The organism is Alphaproteobacteria bacterium, assembly GCA_020638555.1.
Lineage (GTDB): Bacteria > Pseudomonadota > Alphaproteobacteria > Bin95 > Bin95 > JACKII01.
On record JACKII010000001.1, the window covers coordinates 932,945 to 945,113 of the forward strand.

Genomic DNA, 12,169 nt, shown 5'->3' on the forward strand with positions numbered 1-12,169 from the left:
GCTCCATGCCTTGGATCGAAGCGAACGGCGTTACCCTTCACTACAGCCTGGACGGGCCGGAGACCGGCCGGCCGCTGGTGCTGGTGCACGAGCTGGGCGGCACCAGCCACAGTTGGCAGCCCCTGATCCCGCGCGTCACGGCGGCGGGGCACAAGGTGCTGCGTTGGGATTGGCGTGGCTCGGGCCTGTCGGAGAAAATCCGCGGGGATTTCTCCATCGACGACATGTGCGCCGATCTGGCCGCGCTGATGGAGGCGGTGGGCTTCGGCCAGCCTGCGGACATGGTCGGCACGGCGCTGGGCGGCGGCGTCGCCATTGCCTTCGCCGCGCGCTATCCGGCCAGGGTCCGGAAGCTGGTCGTCTCCAGCCCCGCGACGGGCAGCCCCGGCGGCAATGAGCGGATCATGACCCGCGCGGCCGGGGTGAAGAAAGACGGCATGCGGCCGTTCGCCGATCCGAGCCTGGCGCTCTCCTACCCCGAGAAATACCGCACAGACCCAGCGGCATTCGCCGAATACCGCAACCGCTGGATTTGCAACGATCCGGACAGCTTTGCCGCCCACAATCTGATGCTGGGGGCCATGGACGAGTCGGTGAACTTCGGCAAGCTGGCCTGCAAGGCGTTGGTGCTTTCCGGTTCCGACGATCCGCTGCGCACCCCGGCCGCGGTGAAGGAGATCGCCGACGCCATTCCCGGCGCCGATTACCGGGAATTGCAGGCCGGCCATTTCCTGCCGGTCTATGCACCGGACCTGTGGGCCGAAACCGTGCTGCCCTGGCTGGCGGCGTGAGGAGACCGGGTCATGGCCTTGATCGAAGCGAACGGCATCGTCCAGGAATACGAGCTGACCGGGCCGGCCGGCGGCGCGCCGCTGGTGCTGATTCACGAATTGGGCGGCTCCCTGCAAAGCTGGGACCGCTGCATGCCGGCATTGGCCGCCGCCGGCCGCCGCGTGCTGCGCTACAACTGGCGGGGCACCGGGGCGTCGGAGAAGATCAGGGGGGAGCTGGATGTCGCGACGCTGTGCGACGACCTCGCGGCGCTGATCATCGCCGTCGGGCTTGCGCAACCGGCGGATGTGGCGGGCACGGCCCTCGGCGGTGGCGTCGCGCTGGCGTTCGCGGCGCGCCACCCGGCCAAGGTGCGCAGGGTCGCGGTCTCCAGCCCGGCGATCGGGGGGAGTGACGGGCTGAAAGACATGCTCCGGTCCCGCGCGGACCTGGTGGAAGTCCAGGGCATGCGCGGCCAGGTCGATACGAGCCTCGACCGCTCCTATTTGCCCAAATACCGCAGCGACCGGGAAGCCTTTGTCGCCTATCGCAACCGATGGATCGCCAACGATCCGGTGAGCTATGCCAGCCACAACCGCATGCTGGCGGCCATGGACGAAACCGCGCATCTTGCGCGCATTGCCGGCCCGGTGCTGGTGATTGGGGGCAGCGACGACGCCTTGCTGACGCCCACCGCCATGCGGGCCATCGCGGACGCCCTCCCCGTCGCGGAATTCCGCGAGTTGCCGACGGGCCATTTTCTGCCGGTCAACACCCCGGATTTGTGGGGGAGCGAAGTGTTGCCCTGGTTGGGCGAGGGGCGGTTCGGGTCCTAGTCTGCGCCGCTGCCGTTGCCGGTAATCCAAGCGCGCCTACATTGGCGACGGCATAGGTGGAGTTCTCCCGTTGGTGCCCCTCTATTCTTACCCGGAGAGGGGAGGAACTTGGCGTTTGAAGGAACAGTCAAAAAAGTTGTAGAATGAGGTGTCTGCGCATTCGGGTAACTGTCCCGTTTAAGCTGGGAATGTGCATGAGCAATGGTCTGTTGAGCCGGTTCAGTCCTCTGGCGACACTTCGACCCTGGCACCGCACATCCAAGAATGCGCGCTTGATTTGTTCGGTGGTAGCGGGCAATTGTTGGTATGAATGGCTGAGTCCATAAGGGATCGAGCGTCGATGAACATATGGCGGCATACCGCGGGCCGGGAAAGTTTGTACCGTCCATCGATTCGCTCTGCGGCGCGAATGCCGGATTGTGCGCACTGCCCGGTTCGCGACCACAGCCTCTGTGCGGGCATGGAGGCGGGCCAGCTGATCCGCGTGGCCGAGAAGACCGATCAGCTGGAAGCGACGCCGGGGCAGGCCCTGTTCTTTGAAGGCGATCCCGCGCGCCATTTCTTTACCATTCGCCGGGGGGTGGTGCGGGTTGTCCGAAGCTTCCCGGATGGCCGCCGCAGTGTTGTCGGATTTCTGCACGATGGCGATTTCTTCGGCGGCGGTTTCGGCCAATCGGCCTATCCCGCTACGGCCGAAGCCGTAACCGATCTGGAATATTGCCGGATCACCGTGCGGGACCTGGAAGAACTCGCCCAGGAGTTCCCGGCCCTGCACCGGCAGGTCGCCTCCATGGCGTCGGACCGGCTGCATGCCGCCAACGACCATATCGTCCTCTTGTCGCGCAAAACCGCGATCGAGAAAGTGGCGGCGTTTCTTCTGGCGTCCGCGGAATGGGTTGGCGACAAGGGCCAGTTCGACCTGCCCATGGCGAGAAGCGATATTGCCGACTATCTCGGCCTGACGATCGAGACGGTGAGCCGGACGATGACCCGTTTGATCGACAACCAGGTGATCGCGCTGCCGACGCCGCAGCGGGTGCGGGTTCTGGACTGGTCCGAGCTCAACACCTTGGCCAAGCCAGAGGCGGATCACACCGATCGATGATTTTCGCCTGACGCTTCGCAATGGCGCATGTCAGCCCCTGCCGTGAGGCGGTTTGGCGTTCGGAATCGGGATAGGGATATTGTATGGCATTGATTAACGCCGCCTATCCGGAGGGACTTTTGTAAGAGTCCCAGGGAAAAATAATGTCGAAGACGCTGTTTCTTTATATTTCACGTAGAATTCTGGTGTGGTTTTTCGGGTTTCTCGCCGTTGCAGCGATGGTTGTGCTGTTGCTGGAGGTGCTGGAGTTGGTGCGGCGCGCGGCATCTCGCGCGGACGTGGGCCTGGGCACGATCGTACAAATGGCATTGCTGCACCTGCCGCACATCATCGATATTGCCCTGCCGTTTGCGATGCTGTTCGCGGCCCTGGCGGCGTTGTCGCAACTGTCGCGGCATCACGAACTGGCCGTTGCAAGAGCGGCCGGATTGTCGATCTGGCAGTTGTTGTTGCCGGGATTGGCGGTGGCATTCTTGATCGGAGTGTTGAAGGTCGTTGCGTTTAATCCTTTGGTCGCCGTGTCGCTGACCATGTTCGAGGATTTCGAGGCGGTCTATTTCGACAAGAAATCCAGCAACACCGTATTTCAGGAGTCCGGATTGTGGTTGAAGGATTATTCGGAACGGTACAATTTTATCGTTCATGCGAACAAGCTGGTGCCCGGAAGCCGGTATCTTGAGGAAGTCACCGTCTTTGAGATGTCGGACGACGGCAAGTTCGAGAAGAGAATCGATGCGGCGCGGGGCGTATTGAAAAACGGGGTCTGGGCGTTTGACGATGTGAGCACCGTCGGTCCGGCCCAGGCTGCGGTCCAACAGCCCCATCTTGAATTGCCGACCCGGCTGACATGGCTCAAGCTCGAGGACAGTTTCGCGTCGCCGGCCAGCATGCCGGTTTGGCGTTTACCGGCGTTCATACGGCTGCTAGAAGACGCGGGCTTCTCTGCGGCGGCCCACAGGGTCCAGCTGCACATCGCATTGGCGGCTCCGATGGCGATGGTCTCGATGGTCTTGATCGCCGCGGGTTTCGCCATCCGGCCGCCTCGTCGGGGCGGCGTGCTTCTGCTGATGACGATGGCTGCCATTGCCGGCTTGGGTTTCCACTTGCTGACGCAAGTGTTCTTTCGCCTTGGATTATCCGGGCAGTTGCCAGCGGCTCTTTCTGCCTGGGCTCCGGTCGCATTCGTTACAATGTTGGGTGCCGCTTGGCTTTTGTATACCGAGGACGGATGATGAATTGTTTTTCTGAAGCCAAAAAGACGAGACCAATTATTGGGATTGTTGGTATAGTTTCTGTGCTTGTGCCGCTGCTTTTCCTTGTGCAGACCGGCATGGCCCAGGCGTCGGCTTCCAACAAGATTGTCCGCATCGTCAATGACTACCCGATCTCGGAATACGACGTCGATGCCCGGCTGCGCATGGTGATTGCCACCGCCGGCCGGCCGACGAGCGAGTCCGCCCTGCAACGGATCCGGTCCCAGGTGCTGGAGGGGCTGACGGACGAGCGGATTCAGTTGCAGGAGGCAAGCCGCCTGGGATTGACGGTCGATAACGAGGAAATTCAGTCGGCCATCGCCACGATCGAGAAATCCAACGGCATGGCGCAGGGCGCGCTGCTGAAGACGCTGACCGCCCGAGGGATCGATGCGGCGACATTGATCTCGCAAATCCGGGCGACCCTCGCCTGGCGGAAGGTGGTGCGGCAGCGATTGAGCGGCAGGGTCGCGATCAGCGACGAGGACATCGATGCCTATCTTGCCGATTTGGGACAAAGGCAGACCGAGGAATTTCTGCTGGCGGAGATCTTCATTTCCGCGCAGACGGTGCAGGACCTGCCCGCCGCGAAGGCCGTGATCGAGGATATCCGGGACCAGATCCGAAAGGGCAATTCGTTTCAAACCCTGGCCCGGCAGTTCAGCCAGGCGCCCACCGCGGCCGGCGGCGGGGATATGGGCTGGGTGGATGTCGATCAACTCGACCCGCGTTTGGCGGCCGCCCTGCGGGCGATGCCGGTCGGGCAGGTGTCGCCGCCGGTCGAGGTCGACGATGGCTATTACCTTCTGGCACTGCGCGATCGGCGCGAGTTCGGCAAGGAAGGGCGCCAGGAGACCCTGTACAACTTGCAGCGCTATTATGCGCCCTTCGCCCAGAACGCCAGCAACGCCGTGAAGCGGCAGATCGTGCAACGGGCGGAGCGGGCGCGGGCGGAAATTTCCGGTTGCACCGACGTGGCCGCGGTGGCGAAAAAATACGGAGCGCAGTCGACCGACCTGGGCGCCATCCGCCTTGGCGAGTTGCCGGGGCCCTTGCGCCCGTTCATCGAGAAACTCGGCGACAGCGGCAAGACCAAGGCCCTGACCCTTATTGACGGCGTCTTGATCATGGTGCTGTGCAACAAGGAGGTGAAGTCGATCGGACTTCCGGATCGCGACCAGGTTCGGGCGACCTTGTTGAACCGGCGGTCCGATCTTGAGGCGCGGCGATACCTGCGTGACTTGCGTCAGAATGCGCTGATCGAAATCCCGCAATAAGGCGACGACGTGTGCTCGCGGTAACCATGGGTGACCCCGCCGGAATCGGTGGGGAGATTACGCTGAAAGCCTGGTTGCAGCGCAAGAGCGACTGCATCCCCGCCTTTTGCGCCGTCGACAATGTCGAGCGCCTGCGCCGACTGGCGGCACGCCTGGGCTGGGAGGTGCCGGTCGTCGCCGTCGATACGGTCGCCGACGCCGCGAGCCGCTTTCCGCAGGCCCTTCCGGTCTTTCCGGTCGCCGCGCCGGTCCCCGACACCCTCGGGGCGCCGGATTCCCGGAGCATGGCCGCCATTATCGAAAGCATCGAAACCGCGGCCCGTCTGGCGATCGAAGGCGAGGTCGTGGGGATGGTCACCCAGCCGATCCACAAATCCTCCCTGTACGGGAAGGGGTTCGCCTTTCCGGGGCATACGGAATTTCTCGGGCATTTGACGGGAACGGAGGCGGCGCCGATCATGATGCTGGCGGGGCCGGATTTGCGGGTGGTGCCGGTGACGATCCACCAGTCCCTGGTGTCGGCCATCGCCAGCCTGAGCGGCGACCGCATCGAGGACACGGCCATCCGGGTGGCGCACGCGCTGACCGCGGATTTCGGGATCGAGCGACCGCGGCTGGCCCTGGCCGGACTGAACCCCCATGCGGGCGAAGACGGGGCTCTGGGCGACGAGGAGGTGCGCTTCATCCGCCCCGCCGCCGATCGGCTGCGCGCCCGCGGCCTGGCCATTGCCGGCCCGCTGGCGCCCGACAGCATGTTCCATGCCAAAGCCCGCGCCGGGTATGACGCTGCCATTTGCATGTATCACGACCAGGCGTTGATTCCCCTGAAGACGCTGGCCTTCTATGAGGGGGTCAATATCACCCTGGGGCTGCCCATCGTTCGCACCTCTCCGGATCACGGAACGGCGTTCGATATCGCCGGGAAGGGCGTTGCGAACCCGGCCAGCTTCATTGCGGCGCTGCGGCAGGCAAAAGCGATTGCGGCGTGCCGTGCCCGGAGCTGACGACAAGGCGCTGCCGCCCCTGCGCGAGGTGATCCAGCGGCACGGTCTCGCGCCGCTGAAGCGGTTCGGGCAGCACTTTCTCACCGATCCCCGGCTGATCGCGCGCATCGCAGCCGTGGCGGGGGACCTCACACAGGGCATGGTGATCGAAATCGGGCCGGGCCCCGGCGGCCTGACCCGCGCCCTGCTGGCGGCCGGTGCGCAACGCCTCGTGGCGGTCGAGTATGACGAACGATGTCTGGCCGCGCTGGAGGAACTGGTGTCGGTATATCCGGACCGGCTGGAGATCATCGCGGGCGATGCGCTGAAGGTGGATGTCGCCCGGATCGGCACACCGCCGCGGAAGATCGTCGCCAACCTGCCCTACAACATCTCCACCGTCCTGCTGACGCAGTGGCTTGCGCAGGCGCAGGCCTTTGCCGGCCTGACGCTGATGTTCCAGAAGGAGGTTGCGGATCGCCTGATGGCGGTGCCGCGGACGAAATCCTACGGGCGCCTCAGCGTTCTGGCGCAGGCGACCTGCCGCGTGGTCAAGAATTTCGATCTGCCGCCAGGCGCCTTCCATCCGCCTCCCAAGGTGACGTCGACCGTCGTCACGCTGACGCCGCACGAAACGCCGTTGCCCTGCCGGGTCGGCACCCTGGAGGCCTGTACGGCCGCGGCATTCGGCCAGCGGCGCAAGGTGCTCCGCACCAGCCTGCGTCGCTGGACACCCGCCGCGGAAGCCTTGCTGGAGGAAACCGGTCTGAACGCCGGCGCGCGGGCCGAAGAGCTGACGCCGGGCGATTTCGTCCGGCTGGCGGTGGCCCATGATCGGGATTTTCCGGACGGTCAGTGACCGGCCTGCAAGCCCCGGACGAACTCGCCCAGTCCGACCAGCCGGTCGCGGCGTGACCGTTCGGCCATCAGGATCGCGCGGACCTGGGCGACGCTGCGGTCGATATCGGCGTTGACGATCACATAGTCGTATTCCGGCCAATGGCTCATTTCGTCGGCCGCCTTTGCCATGCGCTCCGCCACGATCTCCGGCGGGTCCTGGGCGCGCCGGGTCAGGCGTTCCTCCAGGGCTCGGGTCGAGGGCGGCAGGATGAAGACCGATACCAGATCCGCCCGTGCGGATTCACGCAACTGTTGCGTTCCCTGCCAGTCGATGTCGAACAGCATGTCCTGGCCGGCGCTGAGCGCGGCCTCGACCGGGCCTCGCGGGGTGCCGTAGTAGTTGCTGAACACGCGCGCATGTTCCAGCAACTCGCCCCGGTTCAGCATGAGGTTGAACGTGGTCTTGTCGACGAACTGGTAGTCGACGCCGGCGACCTCTCCCGGCCGTTTGGTGCGGGTGGTGGCCGAGACGGACATGTCCAGATTCTCGTCTTCGGCCAACAGGCGCCGGGCAATGGTGGTTTTGCCGGCGCCGGACGGCGACGACAAAACCAGCATGAGACCGCGCCGACGCAGGATGGCATCCATATCGGTATCTCCTCAGGCGCGGACTATTCCACGTTCGCGACCTGCTCGCGCAACTGATCAATCGTGGCCTTAAGATCAAGCCCGATTCGGGTTAGGTCGATATCCTGCGATTTGCTGCAGAGCGTATTGGCCTCGCGGTTGAATTCCTGGGCCAGGAATTCCAGCTTGCGCCCGCAGGGCTCGCCGCGTGCGACCAGGTCGCGGCCGGCTTCGACATGGGCGGTCAGGCGATCCAGTTCCTCGCGCACGTCCGCCTTGGTGGCGAGCAGCGCGACTTCCTGGGCAATGCGGTCTTCGGAAAGGGCGGGCGTCGACGACACGAGGTCGGCGACGGCGCGGGTGATCCGCGCCTGGATGGCCTGCGGTTGCGTGGCCGCCGTCGCGCGCGCCGCGCCGGTCAGGCGTTCGATCGTGTCGAAATGGCTGGCCAGAACCGCATGGAGGGCCCGGCCCTCGTCGGCCCGAGCGCTCGCAAGCGCATCGACGGCAATCCTGGCACCGGCCAGCAACTCCGATTGGGCGGCGGCCTCCAGCGTGGGCGTTTGCGTGTCTTCGACCGCCTCGATCACGCCGCGCAGCGCCAGCAGCCCTTCGGGGCGGATCTGGTCGAAGATGGCTGTGTGGTGGCCCTCCGTCATGTCGCTGGCGCGTTTCTGCAGGGTCGCAAGCCACTCTTCGTTCAGTTGATAGGCCACCCGCTTGCGGGTCCACTGCACCTGAAGATTGATGGCAATGCTGCCGCGGGCGAACTGGCCGCTCGCGAGCTTGCGCACGGGTTGGTCCAGTGCCTCGAACCCGGAGGGCAGGCGCAAGCGAAGATCGAGGCCGCGGTTGTTGACGCTCCGCAATTCCCAGACCCATTGCAGGTCGTCCAGGCTGCCTTGCGACCGCGCAAATCCGGTCATCGAATGAATGGTCATGGGCTGCGCCTCATTCCGTGGCCTTGCGCGTATTTTCAAGCGCCCGCCATCGCGCGACATTGCGGTTGTGCTCGGCCAGGGTCCGGGCGAATGCGTGGCCGCCGCTTCCGTCGGCGACGAAATACAGGGCGTCGCTCTCGGCCGGGTGCGCGACCGCCATCAGGGCGGCCTCGCCCGGGTTGGCAATCGGCCCCGGCGGCAGGCCGGCAATTTGGTAGGTGTTGTACGGATGCGCCGCGGTCAGTTCGCTGCGGCGCAGGCCCCGCCCCAGCGGAGCCTTGCCGCCGGTGACGGCGTAGATCGTGGTCGGATCGGATTGCAGTCGCATATTGCGGCTCAATCGGTTGAAAAAGACGGCCGCCACCTGGCTCCGCTCCTCCGGAATGCCGGTCTCTTTCTCGACAATCGACGCCAGGGTCACCAATTCCTCCTTGCTGGCCAGCGGCAGTCCCGGGGCGCGGGACGCCCAGGCTGCCTCCACCGCCGCGGCCATCGCCGTCCGCATGCGGGCAAGGATCGTGGCACGCTCGGTGCCGCGTTGATAGTCGTAGGTTGCGGGCAGGAGCGTGCCTTCGGGGACCGACACGGGCAGATCGCCGCTCAATCCCTGCTCCGCCGCCAGGATTTTCAGGATGGCGCTGGACGTCAGGCCCTCGGCGAAGGTGATGAAGTGGACCTCGGTCTCGCCGCGCGCGATCCTTTCCAGGGCGGCCTGCAAGCTCGCGCCGGCGGGGAAGAGATATTCCCCGGCCTTCAACGCGCCCGACAGGCGACGCCAGTCACTCAGCAGGCGAAACAGCTGCGGGTGTTCGATGACACCGGCCCGCTTCAATTGCCAGGCGATTTCCAGGACGCCGCTGCCCTTGGCGATGACCACCGTTGTCGCCGCGGTCGATGGGCCGGGGGCCGTGATGGCCCTTTGCGCCCAAAGATACGCACCGCCGGCCGCCACCAGCGCCAAAACCACGGTCAGCGCCAGCAAACGCTTCCACACCGGCCGATCCCGTCCCGATCAATCAGGCCTTGGCAAAGATCAGCGAGGCGTTGGTCCCGCCAAACCCGAACGAGTTGGAAAGGACCGCGCGAATTTCGCGACGCTGGGCCGTTTTCGCGACCAGGTTCAGGTCGCACGCTTCCGAGGGCTGTTCCAGATTCAGGGTCGGCGGCAGGATGCCGTCGCGCATGGCGAGAATGCTGAAAATCCCCTCGACCGCGCCGGCCGCGCCCAGCAAATGCCCGATCGCCGACTTTGTCGAGGACATCGCAAGGTCGTAGGCGTGTTTGCCGAACAGCCGCTTCACGGCGCCCAGTTCGATTTCGTCGCCAAGCGGCGTCGAGGTGCCGTGGGCGTTGATATAGTCGATGTCGGCGACGGAAAGGTCCGCGCGCTTCAGGGCGCCGACCATGGCGCGATAGCCGCCGTCGCCATCTTCCGCCGGAGCCGTGATATGGTGGGCGTCGCCCGACAGGCCATAGCCGCGCAGTTCGGCATAGATTTTTGCGCCGCGGGCCTTGGCGTGTTCGTACTCTTCCAGCACGACCACCCCGGCGCCTTCGCCCATGACGAAGCCGTCACGGCCGATATCCCAGGGGCGCGACGCGCGCTCCGGCTCGTCGTTGTAACCGGTGGAAAGCGCCCGGGCCGCGGCGAAGCCGGCAATGCCGAGGCGGCAGATGGCGGCTTCCGAACCGCCGGCAACCATCACATCGGCGTCGTCGAAGGCGATCAACCGGGCGGCGTCGCCGATGGCGTGCGCCCCGGTCGCGCAAGCGGTCACGGGGGCATGGTTCGGGCCCTTGAAGCCGAACCGGATCGAGACCTGGCCGGATACCAGATTGATCAGGGCCGCCGGAATGAAAAACGGCGAAATCCGACGCGGGCCCTTGGTCTCCAGGATGATGGAGTTCTCGTAGATCGTGCCGAGGCCGCCAATGCCGGAGCCGATCATCACGCCGGTGCGGCAGCGCGCCTGCTCGTCGCCCGGCACCCAGCCGGAATCGTCGACCGCTTGTTGGGCGGCCGCGATCCCGTAGGTGATGAACGGGTCGATCTTGCGCTGTTCGCGCTTTTCGACCCAGTCATCCGGGTTCCAGAGACCATCTTCGGTGGCACCTACCGGGAGTTGCCCCGCGACTTTGCAGGGCAGGTCATCGACGTTGAACCGGTCAATCCGCTTTAGCCCGGATTGCCCTGCTACCAGTCGTTCCCAGGTTGCTTCAACCCCGCAACCAAGAGGAGTGACAAGGCCCAGCCCTGTAACCACGACGCGTCGCATGCACAATACTCCCGGCGATGTTAACCACGCCTTATATACGGACCCAAACGGTCAGGCGTTCTCTTGGATATAGGCGATCGCGTCTTTCACGCTTTGAATTTTCTCGGCGGCATCGTCGGGGATTTCCACACCGAACTCTTCCTCGAACGCCATCACCAGTTCGACCGTGTCGAGCGAATCCGCGCCCAGATCGTCGATGAAAGTGGCATTTTCGGTAACTTTGTCTTCCTCGACACCCAGGTGTTCGACAACGATCTTTTTAACGCGCTCAGCGACATCGCTCATGGATACGGGTCCTCTAAGGTTCTTGATGATGGGTTTTGTCGGTCGTGGCGTCTGCCCGTAACCCAGCGGGGAGGCCACAGGTTGGAAAAACCGCCCCAGCGCGAGCCGCGGAGGCCTTAGCGAGCGGTGTTACCATGATTTGACGCCACCTTCTAGGCCAACTCACACTGCGATTGGGCCGGAAACTTTCTGGTTGCAGCCGCGGCATATCCGCACCGGATCGCCTAAATCATCGCCATGCCGCCGTTGACGTGCAGCGTCTGCCCCGTCACATAGGCGGCCTCGTTGCTGGCGAGATACACCACGGCCGCGGCCACTTCGGGCCCGGAGCCCAGGCGCCCGGCCGGAATGCGCGGCAGGATGGCTTCCTTCTGTTTTTCGTTCAGGGCGTCGGTCATCGCCGTTTCGATGAAGCCGGGCGCGACGCAGTTGACGGTGACGCCACGGGCCGCGACCTCGGCGGCCAATGCCTTGCTCATGCCGATCATTCCGGCCTTGGAGGCGGCATAGTTCGCCTGGCCGGGATTGCCGGTCACGCCCACGACCGACGTGATGTTGATGATCCGGCCGAACCGGGCGCGGGTCATGCCGCGCAGCGCATTCTTCGCGAGCTTGAACCCGGCGGTCAGATTGACGTCGAGGACGGTCTGCCAGTCGGCGTCCTTCATCCGCAGGGCCAGGCCATCCCGCGTCAGCCCCGCATTGTTCACCAGGATATCCAGTCCGCCCAGCGCCGATTCGGCCTGCGCGACCAGGGCGTCGACCGCCTCGCCGTCGGCTAGGTTGCAGGGGGTGATGGCCGTGCGCTCGCCGCCGAGCTGGTCGGCCAGGCGTTCCAGCGCGTCAACGCGCGTGCCCGAGAGCGCGACCGCCGCGCCTTGCTGGTGGAAGGCCGTCGCAATGGCGGCGCCGATGCCGCCGGAGGCGCCGGTGACCAGGGCGCGCCGGCCGGTCAAGTCGAACATCATACCGATG

Annotated in this window: 12 protein-coding genes; 6 read left to right on the forward strand and 6 right to left on the reverse strand. The window is 64.9% G+C overall.

Annotated features, from left to right (window positions below; genetic code table 11):
- The first annotated feature begins 5 nt into the window (after positions 1-5).
- The 6 genes from H6844_04350 to rsmA all read left to right on the forward strand — a co-directional run bounded on the left by H6844_04350 (position 6) and on the right by rsmA (position 7,084).
- Positions 6-791 (forward strand): alpha/beta fold hydrolase, encoded by a 786-nt coding sequence (locus H6844_04350; GenBank protein MCB9928633.1) that lies wholly within the window; start codon positions 6-8, stop codon positions 789-791.
- A 12-nt stretch (positions 792-803) separates the two neighbouring features.
- Entirely contained in the window at positions 804-1,607 is an 804-nt protein-coding gene (locus H6844_04355) for an alpha/beta fold hydrolase (GenBank protein ID MCB9928634.1), read from the forward strand.
- Positions 1,608-1,947: 340 nt separating this feature from the next.
- Entirely contained in the window at positions 1,948-2,712 is a 765-nt protein-coding gene (locus tag H6844_04360; GenBank protein MCB9928635.1) for a helix-turn-helix domain-containing protein, read from the forward strand.
- 143 nt (positions 2,713-2,855) lie between these two features.
- Positions 2,856-3,944 carry an LPS export ABC transporter permease LptG gene (gene lptG / locus H6844_04365; protein MCB9928636.1) on the forward strand — a complete coding sequence of 363 codons (1,089 nt, stop codon included), beginning with the start codon at positions 2,856-2,858 and terminating at the stop codon, positions 3,942-3,944.
- On the forward strand, positions 3,917-5,242 hold the full coding sequence (locus H6844_04370; GenBank protein MCB9928637.1) for a peptidylprolyl isomerase: 1,326 nt from the start codon (positions 3,917-3,919) through the stop codon (positions 5,240-5,242). Before lptG ends, H6844_04370 begins: the two co-directional genes overlap by 28 nt.
- Positions 5,243-6,085: 843 nt before the next feature.
- Positions 6,086-7,084, forward strand: a complete 999-nt coding sequence (gene rsmA / locus H6844_04375; GenBank protein ID MCB9928638.1) for a 16S rRNA (adenine(1518)-N(6)/adenine(1519)-N(6))-dimethyltransferase RsmA — start codon at positions 6,086-6,088, stop codon at positions 7,082-7,084.
- Here the strand turns inward: rsmA and gmk are convergent.
- The 6 genes from gmk to fabG form a co-directional block, all read right to left on the reverse strand.
- The gene (gene gmk / locus H6844_04380) at positions 7,078-7,713 is read right to left on the reverse strand and encodes a guanylate kinase (GenBank protein ID MCB9928639.1); all 636 of its coding nucleotides are present in this window, start codon (positions 7,711-7,713) and stop codon (positions 7,078-7,080) included. The two genes, rsmA and gmk, sit on opposite strands and share 7 nt — an antisense overlap.
- 23 nt (positions 7,714-7,736) lie before the next feature.
- Positions 7,737-8,633 carry a YicC family protein gene (locus tag H6844_04385; GenBank protein ID MCB9928640.1) on the reverse strand — a complete coding sequence of 299 codons (897 nt, stop codon included), beginning with the start codon at positions 8,631-8,633 and terminating at the stop codon, positions 7,737-7,739.
- A gap of 10 nt (positions 8,634-8,643) precedes the next feature.
- Positions 8,644-9,627: an endolytic transglycosylase MltG gene (mltG, locus tag H6844_04390; GenBank protein MCB9928641.1), complete on the reverse strand. Its 984-nt coding sequence runs from the start codon at positions 9,625-9,627 to the stop codon at positions 8,644-8,646.
- Positions 9,628-9,649: 22 nt separating this feature from the next.
- Positions 9,650-10,909: a beta-ketoacyl-ACP synthase II gene (fabF, locus tag H6844_04395; protein ID MCB9928642.1), complete on the reverse strand. Its 1,260-nt coding sequence runs from the start codon at positions 10,907-10,909 to the stop codon at positions 9,650-9,652.
- Between the two features lie 51 nt (positions 10,910-10,960).
- The gene (locus H6844_04400) at positions 10,961-11,194 is read right to left on the reverse strand and encodes an acyl carrier protein (GenBank protein MCB9928643.1); all 234 of its coding nucleotides are present in this window, start codon (positions 11,192-11,194) and stop codon (positions 10,961-10,963) included.
- A gap of 224 nt (positions 11,195-11,418) precedes the next feature.
- The gene (gene fabG, locus H6844_04405) at positions 11,419-12,159 is read right to left on the reverse strand and encodes a 3-oxoacyl-[acyl-carrier-protein] reductase (GenBank protein ID MCB9928644.1); all 741 of its coding nucleotides are present in this window, start codon (positions 12,157-12,159) and stop codon (positions 11,419-11,421) included.
- Between the last annotated feature and the right edge of the window lie 10 nt (positions 12,160-12,169).

What these genes read in the sequence shown, in the direction of transcription:
- H6844_04350 (MCB9928633.1), top strand. Translation starts at nt 6, where the DNA reads ATGCCTTGGATCGAAGCGAACGGCGTTACCCTTCACTACAGCCTGGAC.
- H6844_04355 (MCB9928634.1), top strand. Translation starts at nt 804, where the DNA reads ATGGCCTTGATCGAAGCGAACGGCATCGTCCAGGAATACGAGCTGACC.
- H6844_04360 (MCB9928635.1), top strand. Translation starts at nt 1,948, where the DNA reads ATGAACATATGGCGGCATACCGCGGGCCGGGAAAGTTTGTACCGTCCA.
- lptG (MCB9928636.1), top strand. Translation starts at nt 2,856, where the DNA reads ATGTCGAAGACGCTGTTTCTTTATATTTCACGTAGAATTCTGGTGTGG.
- rsmA (MCB9928638.1), top strand. Translation starts at nt 6,086, where the DNA reads ATGAGGGGGTCAATATCACCCTGGGGCTGCCCATCGTTCGCACCTCTC.
- gmk (MCB9928639.1), bottom strand. Translation starts at nt 7,713, where the DNA reads ATGGATGCCATCCTGCGTCGGCGCGGTCTCATGCTGGTTTTGTCGTCG.
- H6844_04385 (MCB9928640.1), bottom strand. Translation starts at nt 8,633, where the DNA reads ATGACCATTCATTCGATGACCGGATTTGCGCGGTCGCAAGGCAGCCTG.
- fabF (MCB9928642.1), bottom strand. Translation starts at nt 10,909, where the DNA reads ATGCGACGCGTCGTGGTTACAGGGCTGGGCCTTGTCACTCCTCTTGGT.
- H6844_04400 (MCB9928643.1), bottom strand. Translation starts at nt 11,194, where the DNA reads ATGAGCGATGTCGCTGAGCGCGTTAAAAAGATCGTTGTCGAACACCTG.
- fabG (MCB9928644.1), bottom strand. Translation starts at nt 12,159, where the DNA reads ATGTTCGACTTGACCGGCCGGCGCGCCCTGGTCACCGGCGCCTCCGGC.